Below are 15,657 nucleotides of genomic sequence, written 5' to 3' on the forward strand. Positions count from 1 at the left end.
CGTGTTGCGTTCCAGGACCGCTCCCGCGATGCGGCTCTCCAGTTGGGAGCCTTGGAAAGCATTGTGGTGTCAGCTTTGCATTTTCATCTTGATGACGAGCTGCGGCGCTTCTTGAGCGCGTAAACCGGGTCATTGGGATGCGCTGCTCCGATCGGTTGCCGTAAGCCGAACCGTTCTGCCTCGGGGACCGCTGGTGGGGTCTGCTCTTCGAGCCAATCGTAAACGACGGTCCGTTCGGCAATGCGCCACGCCCCTTCCCTCTTCTGAAACAGGTCGCAGTAACGGCCGCAGAGAAGCACCTGGCGTGCTTCTCCGTCGTTGTCTGGTCCGCGTTGCAGCGCGGTGAAATAGCTTTCAACCACGGCCTCCGCCGGGTCGATGAACTCGATCAATACGTTCGTGATCTGGTGGATTAACCGCGGTCCGGTCTTGAAGAGACCAAACGCAACCTCAAAAAAGCCCTCGGCTGAGCCGCAATAGGCACCGTGATTGTCATGCGCATCGGGCCAATACGCACTGCGCAGCGCAGCCTCATCCGCGCGGTCTATGCCGCGGCAGTACCGATAAAGGCAGTCGCGGATCGCCTCGCGGTCGCGCAGTTCGGTGATTTTTGCCTGGCTCATCGCTCTGTCGCAAATTTTGAGATTGGAAGAGGCGCTTCGTGCCTCTAGGTGCATGTAAGGACGAACCGATCGGCAACCGAAGAAGCCAGAACGGAGACGAACTTCACGCGTCGCGTGCGTGTCATTGAGGTCTCGATGCCGGAGAGGAGATAGGCAGGGAAGCGGCCGGACATCTTGCCTTGCGGTTTGGGGCCACGTCTCGTGATTCCACCTAAGCTTCCCCAGCGCTTGGTTGCATGTCGGCTGGTTCGAACCGCGCGGCCGACGTGCGATCGATTTCCAGCGCACTTTCGGGGCAGGATCGCACGGCCCGTGACGCGAGCAGTTCGTCCTCTTGCGCGACATTGATGTCGCCAGGCAGGACGTAGCCCTCATCATCAAGCTTGAAGATGTTCGGAGCTTGCGCCCAGCATCGTGCGTGACCCTGGCACTTGGTTTTGTGGACGACGATGTGCATGGCGCTCCTCCATTGTCTGTGCCGTGGCTGAAGACTTCTTGGTCAGGACCAGTCGACGATCAGATTTTCGATCCCAAACACATGGCCGCCATAGGCGATGGGCGCTGTACCTTCCTTGATCCGGAAGGCCGGGAGGCGCGCCAACCATTCCTCCAGGCCAATAACAATCTCTCGCCGGGCAAGGTGTGAGCCAAGGCAGCGGTGGGGACCATAGCCAAAGGCGGCGTGGCGGTTGTCCTCGCGCATGAGATCTATCGTTTCGGGACATTCAAATTCCGCCGGATCGCGATTGGCAATCATCGTCGCGCAGGAAACATAGTCCCCCTTACGGATCGGCGCGCCTTCGAAGTCGATATCTTTCCTTGCCACCCTGATAATCTGCACGGTCGGATAGGCACGCAGCAACTCTTCGGCTGCGAGCACGATTCGGTTCGGTTCGCTCCGCAGCAGTTCCTGTTCTTCGGGATGACGCGCGAGAAAGGCCAGGTCAAAGCCAATCGCTGCAGCGACCGTGTCAAGTCCCGCGACGAACACGAGCACGCCGATGCCACGGACTTCCTCGTCGGTCAGCCGCCGGCCCTCGACCTGTGCCTGCAAGATGAAGGTCATGAAATCGTCGACCGGTTCCTCGCGGCGCATGGCCGCGAGCTCGTCGATGAACGCCAGGATCGTCCGGGCCGCCGCCGGTCTTTTGACATCGTCGCCGTGGAGCAGGTCGTTCGCCCAGCCGACAAATGTATGGAGTCGGTGATCGGGTAGCCCAAGAAGGCGAAGGAAGATGCTTACCGCAAAAGGCAAGGCAAAATCCTTCATGACGTCGCAGCTCGTGCCCGATGCGGCGATGCTGTCGATCAGGGCTATCGCTCGCTCACGGACAGCCGGTTCGAGTGCCGTCACCCGCTTGGGCGAGAGCAGCGGATTGAGTAGCGAGCGAAAGACGCCATGGGCCGGTGGATCGAGTTCAAGCGGGATCATCGGCCAGTTCTCGCCAAGCGCGGAGGCGAAGATGCTTCGATGGCTGGAGAAGGTATCAGCGTCTTGCAGCACCCTGCGCTGGTCTGTGGCGCGAGTGATGACCCAGGTGCCTCGGCCATCGCGTGTGTTAAAGGGGGAATAAAAGATCGGTGGCCCGGCATGAACGCAAGCAGTAGCGGCCTGCGGGTCCCCGTCGGGCGTCGGCAGCATGCCAGGCGACGTGAACAGGCTGAAGTCCCCCACCATTTCGGGCGGGACATGATCCGGAACCTGGTTGAGCGCCATTGGACTTTTTCTGCCGTCTAACCACCAACCAGGCTGCGCGGCATTGCATCTTGGCCATCCGGCAACTTGTAACCCTCTTGGCCAGACCGCTGTCTGGCCGCCAAAGAGCCGACGAGCGAAATCGTCGGAGACGCGGCGTTTTCCAGCTTCGAGTTGCGAGCCGGAATGAAGCTCTTGCTCCAAAGCGGTTCGGGGTCAGTCATCTCATCGAGGATATCCGCAGCGCGGCACGCGAAAGGCCGCTTGGCCGCCGACGCGCTCGCCGGTCTCCTCGAGCGCCGGCGAGAGGACAGGGACAAGCACATGCTGGTCGAATCGTATCTCCAGGTCGATCGGTGGCCATTGGCCGGTGCCGGGCGATTGTGATGGTGACGCAAGCCACGCCGGTCGATATTGCATTCCAAAGGCAATGCCCGTTTCGGATAGAATTTGAACTGACGCTGGCCTGACATGTTGTCTTCCTTCTTTGCATTGAGCGCGATTTCACTCACGAATGGACGCCAGTCGGTATCTCCTGCCGTCTCAACAACACAGCTTCAAAAGTCGTGCCAACGGCGCGGAAAGAGCCTTGCAGGAGATTTTCTGCGTATCATTCAACAGCTTGAACGAATGCGCAGCCGCAAGCCTGGCGGAGCACAGCCGTGTCGCGGACCTGACATACCCGACAGCAAAGTCGCGGCAGCTTCAAATGCTCCGAGAGCACAAGGCGGTTTTCCGTCACTTGGGACCGTGCCCGCCTCACGCAAGCGCAGTTCAGGAAGATGCACATGGCCAGTTTGCCAATGGACGTGCTGGCTTTTTTACCCATCGTCGACTTCGAAGCTGTCTGGGGGCGTCGATAGGCCGAAGCGCGTAGGCCGGAGGCCGGAGGGACCCTCGTCAGGTTAGCCCCGACCGCGCCGAATACGAGCCACCTATTTTCTGTGCGACCCGGCGACCTTCCGGTCCGACTTCCGACATTTTTGTCCAGCTTCGGACAAAGAGGTTCGCGGATTGAAACGCATAAAGGGGATGCCCTCTGCCCAGAGCTCACGATCAGGTGATTATGGGCGCGCTCGACCTCGGCGAAGGCATGGTCCTGGCCGCTCAAGGCAAAGAGTGTCGCTGCAAAAAAATCAGTGTGAACCTCTGCCTAAATCAAATGGCATGGCGCTTGCGTCGGACTCGGTAGAACCCATCACAAGGTGGCCGGGAGCAAGACCATTGCAGACATCGCGACGTCCCGTACAAGCGCGTAGTGAAACCGTTCTCGTTGCCGCCGCAAATCGAGACCTCGTTTCTTCAAACGCCCACGCTTGCGAGCGGTTTTGCCATGGCTGATCCAAGGCCGACACAAAACGCGCGGCGCTCGGCCGAATTGCCGGCCGAGGTCGATGCCGTGTCAGTTTCAACCAAAAAAGCAGCGGACCAGTCTTCCTCCAGGAGCACATTGATGACCGTCAAAAAAAAGGTTCCTTTCGTCACCTTTCGCACGCGTGTTCGGGATGATTCCATCTAGGGGCCAAACCCGTACCGCTGGGAAGACAAGACATCCGACGACTGTTTCAACGGCAAGCGCATCATCCTGTTCTCGCTGCCCGGTGCGTTCACCCCGACCTGCTCGACCTTCCAGTTGCCCGATTTCGAAATGCTCTACGACGAGTTCCAGAAGGAGGGAATTGACGCGATCTACTGCGTTTCGGTCAACGATGCCTTCGTCATGAATGCCTGGGGCAAGGCCCTGGGGCTGCAGAAAGTCCAGCTCATCCCAGACGGCTCGGGCGAGTTCACCCGCAAGATGGGCATGCTGGTTGCCAAGGACAATCTCGGCTTCGGCATGCGCTCCTGGCGCTACGCTGCCGTGATCAATAATGGCCTAGTGGAGCGGTGGTTCGAGGAGGACGGTTTCTGCGACAACTGCGAGACCGATCCCTATGGCGTATCGTCGCCGCAGAACGTCCTTGAAACGCTGAAAGCCGCTGAAGCCGTGACGGCGGCATGATCTAGACGAGTCAACGTCTCGAAAATCCCCTTGCACAAGGCGAAGGATCGCTCGGTAGGAGTTTCACGCTAACCATGGAGTCCTCAGCAAGCCTGCTTCAGCGTCAGAAGCAATCGTTGGTTTTGACGCCGCAAATGATGGAATCCATTCGCCTGTTGCAACTGGCGCATCCCGAACTGCATCAGTTCGTCGAGCAAGAAATCGAGAAGAACCCCTTTCTGGAACGGGCATCAAACCGGGCGCCGAAGGACATTCCGTCGATTTCGGCCGGGAACCCGCGCATCGGGCCGACCACGGGCGGAGCATCGGATCGGGCCTCGCAGTGGAAATCAATCCGCGGCAAAAACAATGTCCAACCGGCGGGAAACCATGCTTTCGAAGATTCCTTCACCTCCATCGAAACATTGCACGACCATGTCGCTCGTCAGATCGCTCTCAGCGCATTCGCGCCGCTGGAGCGGCGAATAGCTGGCGAACTTGCCGGTCATCTGGAAGACACCGGATACCTTCCGGTGAACCTTTCGGAACTGGCCCGCAGCCTGAATGTCCGGGAGGCTGTTGTGGAACAAGTTCTTGGAACCTTACAGCAGTTCGATCCACCGGGTATTTTTGCGCGAACTCTCAGCGAATGCCTTGAGATACAGTTGCGGCAGCTGAATAGGTTCGACCCGGCGATGGCAGCGCTGGTCGCCAATCTTGAAGCGCTAGCGCGACGCGATTTTCAAACATTGAAGCGCCATTGCGGTGTCGATGAAGACGACCTTCTCGACATGTTGCAAGAAATCCGCGCGCTCGATCCCAAGCCTGGAAATCGCTTCCAATCCGGAGGGCCTGAATCGATCATACCCGACGTCTTGGTCCTGCCCTCGCCCGCAGGTGGGTGGCAAATCGAACTCAATCCAGACACGCTGCCCAGGCTCCTGATGAACCAAAACTATTTTGCCGAGGTCTCACGCCTAAGCGCCCAAAATTCGAAAGACCAGTCATTTCTCAACGAGTGCCTCCAAAACGCGAACTGGCTAATCCGCAGCCTTGATCAGCGCGCCAAGACGATCCTCAAGGTAGCGGCTGAAATCATCCGCCAGCAGGACGCCTTTTTTGAACATGGGGTCGCCCACCTGCGGCCTCTCAATCTCAGGACTGTCGCGGAGGCGATCAACGTGCACCAGTCGACGGTAAGCCGGGTGACGTCGAACAAGTACATGCTGACCCCGCGCGGCGTGTTCGAACTGAAGTATTTTTTCACTGTCGCGATCGGCTCCTCCGAAGGCGGCGACGCGTACTCCGCTGAAGCCGTCCGCCATCAAATCAAGGCGATGGTTGCCGTGGAATCGCCCGACGAAGTGCTTTCCGACGACGACATCGCCACCCGGCTCAAGGAAACCGGGATCGACATTGCTCGCCGAACAGTTGCGAAATATCGTGAGGCGCTGAACATCCCGTCCTCCGCGCGCCGTCGCCGGGAAAAGCGCGTGCGGCTTCGATGCCAATCAAGCCAGGGCGGCGGCGCCGACGAGAGCGGCTCTTAATCCAAAGCGAACCCGTTCTTGATCCGGGCCAAGTGGCTTTCGCCTTCCTCCGGGCCAAAACAGCTTTCGAAATCGCGGCATTCCTGGCAACTGGGCGCGGTGCATAACGAAAAGCCTTCATCTTCGCAGAGCTTACGATAGAAATACTTCTTCCATTTCATGTTTTTGGTGTTGCCGGCCGCCAGCGCCGGGAAATGCCTGGCGATCAAGCGGCTGAGTTCGGCCCGATTGAAAAGGCCAAGGTCCTGCCACAGATGGTCATTGCGCAAGCTACGCCTGGCGATGATCTTGGCGAAGAGGATGCTCGCCGGATCGTCTGGCCTGGCATGCCCAATGAGCAGGCCGCGCAGAAGCCCTTCCTCCATATCCGGCTCGGGATCGGTCAGCTTTTCCAGCGCCAAGGCGGTGACGGGCACAGCCGGGAAATAGTGTGTCATGACATCTCGCAGGTCGGCACGCGAAAGGCCGGTTGCTTCGGTCGCGGTCGCCTTGCCGGCCCCGACCTCCTCGAACGCGAGGTAAACAACACAGGCAAGCGCATGCCGGTCGAACGCCGCCGCCAGGTCTGTCGGCGGCCATTGGCTGGTGCTGAAACAGACACGGTGATGGGCGACTGTGGCGCCGTTCTCCTGGTCTTGTCCCCAGCTCATGCAGCAAGCTTGTCGGCCGCAAGGTGGGTCTGGCAGTTCTTGGCGCAGACGCGGCCGCAGGCGCCGCAGCCGATGCAGTGGCCGGCATGGTCGACGATCATGACCATGCGGTTGAGCTCGCCATCGAAGTCGTCGTCCTCGCCCGCGCAGATGCCGAGGATTTCGCCTGCGTCGTCGACGCCATGAAGGTGCATGACCTCGCGCGAGCAGACCTTGAAGCAGCGCCCGCAGCCGATGCAGGTCGCGCTATTGATCGCCGTCAGATAGTGCGGCGTCCATGGCGAGCCGTCGCGGGTGACAAAAGCGCTCGTCATTGTAAATTCTCCAACGCCGCGAGTTCTTCCTTTGCCGCATCCAGCTCGGCAAAAATCTCGAAGGTTTCCCTGGCGACCGCCTTGATCTCGGTCCAGTTGACCCGCAGGTCCTTGGCAAGGTCGTGCAATTCGATCTTGGCGCTCCCGCGCGCGACTGCAGCTTGCGGACCTTCTTCTGCAACAGCTCAAGGTCTGACATGATCCCCTTCCTCGCAAGCCGGTTTTCTTACCCCCGCGCCATGTCGGACGCGCTTCTATGGCCGCGACCGCATCGCCGGCGTGCCGGCCTCGGCGAGTTTCCGGAACGTCTCGAAGCCGAACCGATGATGGCGATGGTGCATAGGAGACGCTACAGCCAGCTTATGCAATCCCGCGCTGCGAGACGCAGGTCCGTATCCTGCACCTTCGAGTTCGGCATAAGAGCGGTGGGTCGCAGCCGACAATCACGATCAGTGCCCCATGTCGACGCGGGCCGTGCGCGCATGCTGGGAGGGCGTCGATTTGGCGACACCTCTCTGCCAGAGAACGCGGATCTGGCGCGGACCCGGCGCGTTGCTTTCCTTCGCTTCATTGATCGCATCAACCAAGATCTAAATGATCGCGCGGCGGCGGCCGCCTCAGGTTGAAGCCTCAAGCGCCGTGCCGGGAACGCAGGACGCAGCTCATAAAAAATTGTCTTCATCCCATTCATTGGTTTGCTCGAGAGCGCGGCAGGAAGACAGGCCGGCACCAGGCGTGTCGTGGATTGGACAAACCCGACGACAGGTTGCGGCCGCCTTTTCAGGAACGGCCCGACAGGATTGCTGGGGAGGCGAGCTGAATCTACGCCGTGTTCAACCGCGTTGCACATCGGTCCCACCCCACCCCTTTGTCAGCTCCAAGGCCTGCCGCTCGAACAGGCGGCGGTAGATGCCGTCGCGACGGATCAGCGCGGCGTGGTCGCCCTGCTCGGTGATGCAACCACGGTCGAAGACAAGCAGCCGGTCGAGTTCGCGCACCGTCGAGAGCCGGTGCGCAATGACGAGCGTGGTGCGCCCGACCATGAGCCGCTCCATTGCCTTCTGGATCAGTACCTCCGATTCCGAGTCGAGGCTCGATGTCGCCTCGTCCAGAATCAGGATCGGGGCATCGGCGAGAAAGGCGCGCGCTATCGCCACACGCTGGCGCTCGCCGCCTGAAAGCTTCACGCCGCGTTCGCCGACCAGCGTACCGTAGCCGTTCGGCAGGCGCGCAATGAAGTCATGCGCGCTGGCGAGCCGCGCCGCCTGCTCAATGTCGGTCCGAGAAGCACCTGGCCGCCCATAGGCTATGTTCTCGGCCAGCGAGCGGTGGAACAGAAGTGGCTCCTGCTGTACGATCGCAATCTGCGAGCGCAGCGAGGCCTGCGTCACCCGCGAGATGTCCTGCCCATCGATCAAGATTCGTCCAGCATCCAGGTCGTAAAGCCGCTGGATGAGCTTGACGAAGGTGGTCTTGCCGGAGCCAGAGGGGCCGACCAGACCGACCCGTGCGCCGGCCTCAATCGAAATCGACAAGTCGCTGTAAAATGGCGACCAATGATTGCCGTAGTGGAAATGGACGCTCTCAAAATCGATGTGACCCTTCGTGATCCGGATCGGCTTGGCGCCGGCAACATCGGCCACGTCGGGCGGCTGGCTGTAGGTTTTGACCAGTTCTTCCATCTCATTTACAGAGCGCTGGATGTTGCGCACGTGTATGGAAACATCACGCAAGTAGCCATACAGGACGGTGAAAGACGCGAGCACCAAGGCGATGTCACCTGGGGTAGCCTGGCCGCGCGACCACAAAAATAAGGCATAGCCGATCAAAGCCGCTCTCATCGCAAGAAGCATGATTCCTTGGAATGCAGCACTGGTTGTCCCGCGCACCCAGGTCCGGCGGGTGCGGTGCCGCCACTTAGAGATGACTTTCGCGAGGCGATAATCTTCCCGCACCTCGGCGCCGAAGCCTTTGACCACGGCGTTACAGCTGATCGCGTCAGCAAGCGAGCCCCCAAGCCTCGTATCCCAGTCGTTGGCAAGGCTTGCCGCTGGCGCCACATAGCCAAGCGACAGGATAATGATCAGCGCCACATAGCCAACCGAGCCGCAGGCGATGATCAGCCCCATCATTGGCCAATACCAGCCGAGCAGGACGCTCGACCCTACGAGCATGATGAGCGAGGGGAACAACGCAAAAAGCATCGTGTCGTTGAGGAGGCAGAGCGCCCACATGCCGCGCGTGATCTTGCGCACCGTCGAGCCGGCGAAGGTTTTCGCATGCCAATTGGTCGAAAAGCGCTGGACGCGATGGAACGCGTCGCAGGCGATGTCCGACATCATCTTCAGAATGAAGTCATTGACGGCAATGAAGGCGACGTTGCGCAAGACGACGGCGCCGAGTGTGAGAGCAATCAACATTGAAAAGGCCGCAAGAGCCGCATCCCACACGACGGCCTCTGCTGCCGCCCCTTGGGCGACCGCGTCTACGAGCCGTCCGGAATAGAACGGCGTCAGGACGTCAAGGAGCGTTGCGACAAGCACCGCGATCATAATGATCGCGAGCCGGACCGGCTGCCTGCTCCAGTGGCGCATGGTGAAGGCGAAAACGTCGCGAAAGGCGGCGCCGCGCAGATCGATGTGAAAACGACGCTTGGCTTTGTACGAGCGCAGCAGGACGCTCGGTCTCAAGAAAGCTGAAATGGAAGGTCTGCGTGAGGACGAAAACATGCGGAATGCGGGTAGCTGATCTGGACCTGGCATGTTGCTTTCTTTCTTTCCTTCGTTCCATCGATCGCGATGTCACCCGCGAGATGAATATCGGCTGCGAGCACGCGCCGCTCTTACGAGGATAGAACCGCAATAGCCGTGCCAAAGGCACAGAAGACGCTCAGAAGGATTTTCTGCATATTCCTCAATGACAAACGAGATCTCAGCAGGCAACGGGGCGGAACAGTGCCGCGTCGCGAACCCGACAAACCCGACAGGACGCATCGATCGCGCGGGCACCCTGGGCGAACGACGTAGGATTGCTCCTCACGCGAAGCGGAATTCACGCCGATTCAACGGCGTTCCGCGTTGAACAATTCAGGCCGATGTCGGACATGCGACATAGCAGTGTTGAAGACATCTGTTGTTTTGAAATGATTTCCTTCTTTGGCACGGTCCATGCGTAGCTGTTCGAGAACGCGCCCCGGCCTGAAGGAGAAACAGTCCATGATCCAGCGCACCGAAAACGCCGTGGCCTAAAGACCGCGCTTTCCCGGGCCGGCGCAAGGCTGGCGCATCAAGTCGAGGCGAGCGGCCGCGCTGGGTCCAAGAAGCGCGGGCCGAATGTGGCCGCGGCAACTCCTTTGGCTAGCCATCATCATGACAGACCGGGCGTGCGCTTTTGCGTGATTGCGCTCAGGAGAAGGATCACATCCATGAGGCCTGTTTATCTGGACAACAACGCAACGACACGGGTCGATCCTGAAGTCGTTCAAGCGATGCTGCCGTTTTTTACGGACCATTACGGCAACCCGTCGTCGAACCACGATTTTGGCGCTTCCGCCGGGGCGGCGGTGAGAAAGACGCGCCTGCAGGTGCAAACGCTGATCGGCGCGGAGTTCGACGACGAAATCACCTTCACCTCGGGCGGGACGGAAAGCGACAACACGGCGATCCTTTCGGCGCTCGAGGTGATGCCTGAGCGCACTGAGATCGTGACTTCCGCAGTCGAGCATTCGGCCGTGCTGACGCTTTGCGCCCACCTTGAAAAGGCGCGCGGCATAAAGGTGCATAGGATCCCGGTGGATCGCCACGGCAGGATCGACCTCGACACCTATAAGGCCGCCCTCACCCCGCGCGTGGCGATCGTCTCGATCATGTCGGCGAACAACGAGACCGGAACGATCTTCCCGGTGCCCGAGCTTGCTGAGTTGGCCAAGGAAGTCGGCGCCCTTTTCCATACCGACGCGGTGCAAGCGGTCGGCAAGCTTGCGATCGACTTGAAATCGACGGCAATCGATATGCTGTCTCTCTCCGGTCACAAATTACACGGACCGAAAGGGGTCGGCGCACTTTATGCAAAGCGCGGCGTGCGCTTCTGTCCGCTGATCAAGGGGGGGCGCCAGGAGGGCAACCGCCGCGCGGGCACGGAGAATACGCCAGGCATCGTCGGTCTCGGCATGGCAGCCGAACTTGCCTTGAAATTCATGGACGACGCGAACACACGGGTAAAGGCGTTGCGCGACCGCTTGGAGAAAGAACTTCTCCAGCGCATCCCACACGCCTTCGTGGCCGGCGACCTACTAAAGCGGTTGCCGAACACCGCAAACATCGCCTTTGGACATATCGAAGGTGAGGGCATACTGCATTTCCTCAATCGCGAGGGCATCGCCTGCTCCTCCGGCTCTGCTTGCGCCTCCGGCTCGCTGGAGCCGAGCCATGTCTTGGTGGCGATGAATATCCCCAATAGCGCGGCACACGGCGCAATCCGTTTCTCCTTTTCGCGCAACAACGGCGAGGAGGACGTCGACCGGGTGCTCGAGGTCATGCCCGGGATCGTTAAGAAGCTGCATGACCTTTCCCCGTCTTCGCCAGCCAGGCGAAAGGACTTCAATGAGCTCCAGCTCCGGGCGACGACGCAACCCCCGAGCACCGTTTCGGGCCAAGGAGGATGCAATGCGTAGTTGTTTCGCTGAAAGCTGTGCCATCGATGTCACCGACATCCTCGCCCGGCTGATGAGCCTGTCGGCTGCGGAGGAGTTCTTCGCAGTCCTTGGCATCTCTTATGATCCGAAGGTGCTCAATGTCTCACGCCTGCATATCATGAAGCGCATGGGCCAATACCTCGCTGAAGAGGATTTCGCCGGCCTTCCCGACGGGGTGATCGCCGCGCGGGCGCGTGCGACGTTGGAACGCGCCTATGAGGATTTCGCGACATCCTCGCCCCTCACGCACCGGGTCTTCAAGGTGCTCAAAGAGCACGATCCGGACAAACCGGCCGTTCGGGACCACACCTTTGTCCCGTTCGATTCGATCCTGAGGCGGTTCGAGACAGACTGAGCGCGACACGGTTGCGACGCGACAATGTCGAAAAGCCGACAAGTCCGGTCATCACGACGGCACCTTCGGAAGAAAACAACCCCATGTCAAAGGGAACAGAGCAACGCAAGAGGGTTGGCACGAATGATGCTGAGAAGGAGATGAACGCCACGGGCGCTTGCGGATTGGAGCCGAGAGAGATGCAATGCACATTGTAATCTGTATCAAGCAGGTGCCGGACTCCGCGCAGATACGTGTCCACCCGGTGACGAACACGATCATGCGCCAGGGCGTACCGACCATCATCAACCCTTACGACCTGTTCGCCCTCGAAGAGGCACTTAGATTGCGCGGCGCCCATGGCGGCGAGGTCACCGTGCTTACGATGGGTCCGCCGATGGCAGAAGATGCGCTGCGCAAGGCGCTCACCTATGGCGCCGACCGCGCGGTCCTGTTGACCGACCGCTGTTTTGCCGGCTCCGATACTTTAGCGACCTCCTTCGCGCTTTCTCGGGCAATCGTGAGAATTGGCGAGACCTTCGGCGCGCCGGACATCGTCTTCGCCGGCAAGCAGACGATTGACGGCGATACCGCCCAAGTCGGGCCCGGCATCGCCAAGCGCCTCGGCCTGTTGCAGTTCACCTATGTGGCGAAGATCGCCTCTATCGATCTCGATGCGCGCGAGATCACCGTCAACCGCCGTTCCGAAGGCGGTACGCAGATGCTGAAAAGCAGACTGCCTTGCCTCATCACAATGCTGGAAGGCACCAACGAAATCCGCAGGGGCTCGCTCGACGACGCCATGCGCGCCGCGCGTAGCCAGATCGTGAAGTGGAGTGCGGCCGAAGCTGGCATTGAGGACCTCAACAAATGCGGCCTGCGCGGCTCGCCGACGGTCGTCAAGCGCGTTTTCGCCCCTACGACGCGGGCGGAAAAGGCGACGCAAATCGACATGACCGACAAGACACAGCATGACGCCGCTGACGAACTGATCGCCGCAATCTTCACCCGCCAGCCAGCGCTCGAACACGAACTCGCCTTTGACGGCGGCCAGTGACGGGACGGCAAGGAGAGACGATGTCGAACGCGAACCGCGAAGCCCCTCCTTCCGCCGGCCGTGCCGGCATCAAGAGGGAATTGCCTGAGCACTTTAGGGACTATCGGCACGTCTGGGTTTTCATCGAACTGGAACGCGGCGAGGTCCATCCCGTGTCCTTCGAACTGCTTGGCGAAGGCCGCAAGCTCGCCGACAAGCTTGGCATCCAGCTTGCGGGCATCGTGCTCGGACCGCCGGGTGAGGCCACCCAGCATGCCGTTGCCGAGGCCTTCGCTTACGGCGCCGACCTTGTCTACCTTGTCGAAGCACCGCTGCTTGCCGACTATCGCAACGAGCCTTTCACCAAGGCGATGACGGATCTGGTCAATACCCACAAACCGGAGATCCTGCTTCTCGGTGCGACCACGCTCGGCAGGGATCTCGCTGGCTCAGTAGCGACGACCTTGCTGACAGGGCTTACTGCCGACTGCACCGAACTCGATGTGGATGTGGACGGTTCGCTCGCCGCGACCCGTCCGACTTTCGGCGGTTCCTTGCTATGCACGATCTATACGCTCAACTACCGGCCGCAGATGGCCACCGTACGACCCAGAGTTATGGCCATGCCACCGCGGGCGGATAAGCCGGTTGGGCGTGTCATCCGGCACAAGCTGTCGATGACCGAGGAAGAGATCATCACCAAAGTCCTTGGCTTCAACCTCGATCGCCAATCGGCAAAGGCAAATCTCGCCTACGCCGACATCGTGGTTGCCGGAGGCCTGGGCCTCGGCTCGGCGGAAAATTTGCAGCTTGTGAAGAATCTAGCGCGGGCAATCGGCGCCGAATATGGCTGTTCGCGCCCGCTGGTCCAGAAGGGCTGGATGCCGGCTGATCGGCAGGTTGGCCAAACGGGCAAGACCATCCGGCCAAAGCTTTACATAGCGGCCGGGATTTCCGGCGCCATTCAGCATCGGGTTGGCGTGGAGGGGTCTGATTTGGTCGTAGCCATCAACACCGACCCGAACGCCCCGATCTTCGACTTTGCCCACCTCGGCATCGTCACTGATGCGATCCGTTTCCTGCCGGCATTGACGGACGCCTTCACCCGGCGGCTGTCGCCGCACAGTCACGACAAGCTTGCGAGCTAAGGGAGACGGCCATGATCGAGGAAGAATTCGACGCCATCGTCGTCGGGGCCGGTATGTCCGGAAACGCGGCCGCCTATACTATGGCAAGCCAGGGCCTGGCAGTGCTGCAGTTAGAGCGCGGCGAGTATCCGGGCTCCAAGAATGTCCAGGGCGCCATCATGTATGCCGACATGTTGGAGCAAATCATCCCGGATTTCCGGAATGATGCGCCTCTCGAGCGGCATCTGGTCGAGCAGCGATTCTGGGTGATGGACGACACCTCCCACACCGGGATGCAGTATCGATCGGATGATTTCAACGAGGCGAGGCCCAATCGCTACACCATCATCCGTGCCCAATTCGACAAGTGGTTTTCGCGCAAGGTGCGCGAGGCCGGCGCGACGGTTCTGTGCGAGACGACGGTGACCGAACTCGTCCGCAATGCCAAAGGTAAGGTGATCGGCGTGCGCACCGACCGGGCTGGCGGGCCGATCTATGCGAACGTCGTCGTGCTCGCAGAAGGTGTCAACGGACTGCTCGGTACACGGGCCGGCCTGCGCAAGATGCCGAAGCCAGAAAGCGTGGCGCTCGCTGTCAAGGAAATGCATTTCCTACCCGACGAGGTCATTGAGCAGCGGTTCGGCCTCCAGGGCGACGAAGGCTGCGTGATCGAAGCGGCGGGCACGATCTCTCGCAGCATGGCCGGACTTGCATTCCTCTACACCAACAAGGAGTCGATCTCTCTCGGCATTGGCTGCCTCGTCTCCGATTTCGCCCAGACAAGGGAGAGCCCTTACGTCCTCCTCGACGCCTTTAAGCACCATCCTTCGATTCGGCCGCTGATCGCGGGCTCGGAAGTCAAGGAGTATTCCGCGCATCTCATTCCCGAAGGTGGCTACAAGGCCATTCCGCAGCTCTTCGGTGACGGTTGGGTCGCGGTCGGCGATGCCGCCCAACTGAACAACGCCATTCACCGCGAGGGTTCGAACCTGGCCATGACTTCAGGTCGCATCGCGGGCGAGGCAATCATTGAGATCAAGGGCCGCAACCAGCCGATGATCAGGAGGAATCTCGCCCTTTACAAGACCATGTTGGACAAGTCCTTCGTAGTCAAAGACTTGATGAAATATAAGGACATGCCGGACCTGATACACACCAATTCCCGCAATTTCTTCATGACTTACCCGCAGTTGATGTCGCAGGCCGCGCAGAACTTCATGCGGGTCGACGGAACCCCGAAAATCGAGAAGGAAAAGGCGACCACTGCTGCCTTCATCAAGGCGCGTTCGCGCTGGGGGCTGATCAGCGATGTGGTCCGCCTGGCACTGGCGTGGCGCTGAAGGAGAAACAGAATGACGATGGCCGTGACGAAGTTACGCGTCGAGGAGAAGCTTTATCAGAACCGTTATTTGGTCGATCCGGGCCGCCCGCATATCAAAGTGCGACCGCACGAGAGGCCGAGCGCGAACCTGCTCGCGCTGACACACATCTGCCCGGCTAAGTGCTATGAGTTGAACGACAAGGGACAGGTGGAGACCACTCCCGACGGCTGCATGGAATGCGGCACCTGTCGCGTGCTGTGCGAGGCCAGCGGTGAGATCGTGTGGAATTACCCGCGCGGCGGCTTCGGCGTTCTCTTCAAGTTCGGATGAC

15 protein-coding genes and 2 pseudogenes are annotated in these 15,657 nt (G+C 60.1%); 8 read left to right on the forward strand and 9 right to left on the reverse strand.

The window, feature by feature from the left end; all coding sequences use genetic code 11:
* Positions 1 to 83: 83 nt before the first annotated feature.
* The 5 genes from EB815_RS32375 to EB815_RS32395 all read right to left on the reverse strand — a co-directional run bounded on the left by EB815_RS32375 (position 84) and on the right by EB815_RS32395 (position 3,783).
* On the reverse strand, positions 84 to 623 hold the full coding sequence (locus tag EB815_RS32375; RefSeq protein ID WP_064987098.1) for a nuclear transport factor 2 family protein: 540 nt from the start codon (positions 621 to 623) through the stop codon (positions 84 to 86).
* A 211-nt stretch (positions 624 to 834) separates the two neighbouring features.
* Entirely contained in the window at positions 835 to 1,080 is a 246-nt protein-coding gene (locus EB815_RS32380; protein ID WP_064987097.1) for a ferredoxin, read from the reverse strand.
* 42 nt (positions 1,081 to 1,122) lie between these two features.
* The gene (locus tag EB815_RS32385) at positions 1,123 to 2,340 is read right to left on the reverse strand and encodes a cytochrome P450 (RefSeq protein ID WP_064987096.1); all 1,218 of its coding nucleotides are present in this window, start codon (positions 2,338 to 2,340) and stop codon (positions 1,123 to 1,125) included.
* Between the two features lie 17 nt (positions 2,341 to 2,357).
* Positions 2,358 to 2,831: a hypothetical protein gene (locus tag EB815_RS32390; protein ID WP_155765395.1), complete on the reverse strand. Its 474-nt coding sequence runs from the start codon at positions 2,829 to 2,831 to the stop codon at positions 2,358 to 2,360.
* 790 nt (positions 2,832 to 3,621) lie between these two features.
* A complete protein-coding gene (locus EB815_RS32395; RefSeq protein ID WP_155249159.1) occupies positions 3,622 to 3,783 on the reverse strand; it encodes a hypothetical protein in 162 nt (53 codons plus the stop codon).
* On the opposite strand from EB815_RS32395, the pseudogene EB815_RS32400 reads away from it, so the two are divergent.
* A pseudogene (locus EB815_RS32400) lies at positions 3,773 to 4,321 on the forward strand (peroxiredoxin). The gene EB815_RS32395 and the pseudogene EB815_RS32400 sit on opposite strands and share 11 nt — an antisense overlap.
* 74 nt (positions 4,322 to 4,395) lie before the next feature.
* Entirely contained in the window at positions 4,396 to 5,850 is a 1,455-nt protein-coding gene (rpoN, locus tag EB815_RS32405; protein WP_064987095.1) for an RNA polymerase factor sigma-54, read from the forward strand.
* Here rpoN and EB815_RS32410 read toward each other — a convergent pair.
* The 4 genes and pseudogenes from EB815_RS32410 to EB815_RS32425 all read right to left on the reverse strand — a co-directional run bounded on the left by EB815_RS32410 (position 5,847) and on the right by EB815_RS32425 (position 9,543).
* On the reverse strand, positions 5,847 to 6,500 hold the full coding sequence (locus EB815_RS32410) for a nitrogen fixation protein NifQ (RefSeq protein ID WP_064987094.1): 654 nt from the start codon (positions 6,498 to 6,500) through the stop codon (positions 5,847 to 5,849). The two genes, rpoN and EB815_RS32410, sit on opposite strands and share 4 nt — an antisense overlap.
* Entirely contained in the window at positions 6,497 to 6,814 is a 318-nt protein-coding gene (gene fdxB / locus EB815_RS32415) for a ferredoxin III, nif-specific (protein ID WP_019863294.1), read from the reverse strand. The genes EB815_RS32410 and fdxB overlap by 4 nt, the downstream gene beginning before the upstream one ends.
* Positions 6,811 to 7,013, reverse strand: a pseudogene (locus tag EB815_RS32420) (CCE_0567 family metalloprotein). Before EB815_RS32420 ends, fdxB begins: the two are co-directional and overlap by 4 nt.
* A gap of 634 nt (positions 7,014 to 7,647) precedes the next feature.
* Positions 7,648 to 9,543: an ABC transporter ATP-binding protein gene (locus EB815_RS32425; RefSeq protein WP_019863291.1), complete on the reverse strand. Its 1,896-nt coding sequence runs from the start codon at positions 9,541 to 9,543 to the stop codon at positions 7,648 to 7,650.
* Positions 9,544 to 10,238: 695 nt separating this feature from the next.
* Here EB815_RS32425 and nifS point away from each other — a divergent pair.
* The 6 genes from nifS to EB815_RS32455 all read left to right on the forward strand — a co-directional run bounded on the left by nifS (position 10,239) and on the right by EB815_RS32455 (position 15,656).
* Positions 10,239 to 11,486 (forward strand): cysteine desulfurase NifS, encoded by a 1,248-nt coding sequence (gene nifS / locus EB815_RS32430; protein WP_065005711.1) that lies wholly within the window; start codon positions 10,239 to 10,241, stop codon positions 11,484 to 11,486.
* On the forward strand, positions 11,479 to 11,862 hold the full coding sequence (gene nifW / locus EB815_RS32435; RefSeq protein ID WP_019863289.1) for a nitrogenase stabilizing/protective protein NifW: 384 nt from the start codon (positions 11,479 to 11,481) through the stop codon (positions 11,860 to 11,862). The genes nifS and nifW overlap by 8 nt, the downstream gene beginning before the upstream one ends.
* A gap of 184 nt (positions 11,863 to 12,046) precedes the next feature.
* Positions 12,047 to 12,898, forward strand: coding sequence for an electron transfer flavoprotein subunit beta/FixA family protein (locus tag EB815_RS32440; RefSeq protein ID WP_019863288.1), 852 nt, complete (start codon positions 12,047 to 12,049; stop codon positions 12,896 to 12,898).
* A 20-nt stretch (positions 12,899 to 12,918) separates the two neighbouring features.
* Positions 12,919 to 14,025, forward strand: a complete 1,107-nt coding sequence (locus tag EB815_RS32445) for an electron transfer flavoprotein subunit alpha/FixB family protein (RefSeq protein ID WP_019863287.1) — start codon at positions 12,919 to 12,921, stop codon at positions 14,023 to 14,025.
* A gap of 11 nt (positions 14,026 to 14,036) precedes the next feature.
* Entirely contained in the window at positions 14,037 to 15,344 is a 1,308-nt protein-coding gene (locus tag EB815_RS32450; protein WP_019863286.1) for an FAD-dependent oxidoreductase, read from the forward strand.
* Positions 15,345 to 15,356: 12 nt separating this feature from the next.
* A complete protein-coding gene (locus EB815_RS32455) occupies positions 15,357 to 15,656 on the forward strand; it encodes a ferredoxin family protein (RefSeq protein ID WP_019863285.1) in 300 nt (99 codons plus the stop codon).
* Position 15,657 lies beyond the last annotated feature (1 nt).

This window comes from Mesorhizobium loti, assembly GCF_013170705.1.
Lineage (GTDB): Bacteria > Pseudomonadota > Alphaproteobacteria > Rhizobiales > Rhizobiaceae > Mesorhizobium > Mesorhizobium loti_D.

Coding starts and splice junctions, on each gene's coding strand:
- EB815_RS32375 (WP_064987098.1), bottom strand. CDS start 623: ATGAGCCAGGCAAAAATCACCGAACTGCGCGACCGCGAGGCGATCCGC.
- EB815_RS32380 (WP_064987097.1), bottom strand. CDS start 1,080: ATGCACATCGTCGTCCACAAAACCAAGTGCCAGGGTCACGCACGATGC.
- EB815_RS32385 (WP_064987096.1), bottom strand. CDS start 2,340: ATGGCGCTCAACCAGGTTCCGGATCATGTCCCGCCCGAAATGGTGGGG.
- rpoN (WP_064987095.1), top strand. CDS start 4,396: ATGGAGTCCTCAGCAAGCCTGCTTCAGCGTCAGAAGCAATCGTTGGTT.
- EB815_RS32410 (WP_064987094.1), bottom strand. CDS start 6,500: ATGAGCTGGGGACAAGACCAGGAGAACGGCGCCACAGTCGCCCATCAC.
- fdxB (WP_019863294.1), bottom strand. CDS start 6,814: ATGACGAGCGCTTTTGTCACCCGCGACGGCTCGCCATGGACGCCGCAC.
- EB815_RS32425 (WP_019863291.1), bottom strand. CDS start 9,543: ATGTTTTCGTCCTCACGCAGACCTTCCATTTCAGCTTTCTTGAGACCG.
- nifS (WP_065005711.1), top strand. CDS start 10,239: ATGAGGCCTGTTTATCTGGACAACAACGCAACGACACGGGTCGATCCT.
- nifW (WP_019863289.1), top strand. CDS start 11,479: ATGCGTAGTTGTTTCGCTGAAAGCTGTGCCATCGATGTCACCGACATC.
- EB815_RS32440 (WP_019863288.1), top strand. CDS start 12,047: ATGCACATTGTAATCTGTATCAAGCAGGTGCCGGACTCCGCGCAGATA.
- EB815_RS32445 (WP_019863287.1), top strand. CDS start 12,919: ATGTCGAACGCGAACCGCGAAGCCCCTCCTTCCGCCGGCCGTGCCGGC.
- EB815_RS32450 (WP_019863286.1), top strand. CDS start 14,037: ATGATCGAGGAAGAATTCGACGCCATCGTCGTCGGGGCCGGTATGTCC.
- EB815_RS32455 (WP_019863285.1), top strand. CDS start 15,357: ATGACGATGGCCGTGACGAAGTTACGCGTCGAGGAGAAGCTTTATCAG.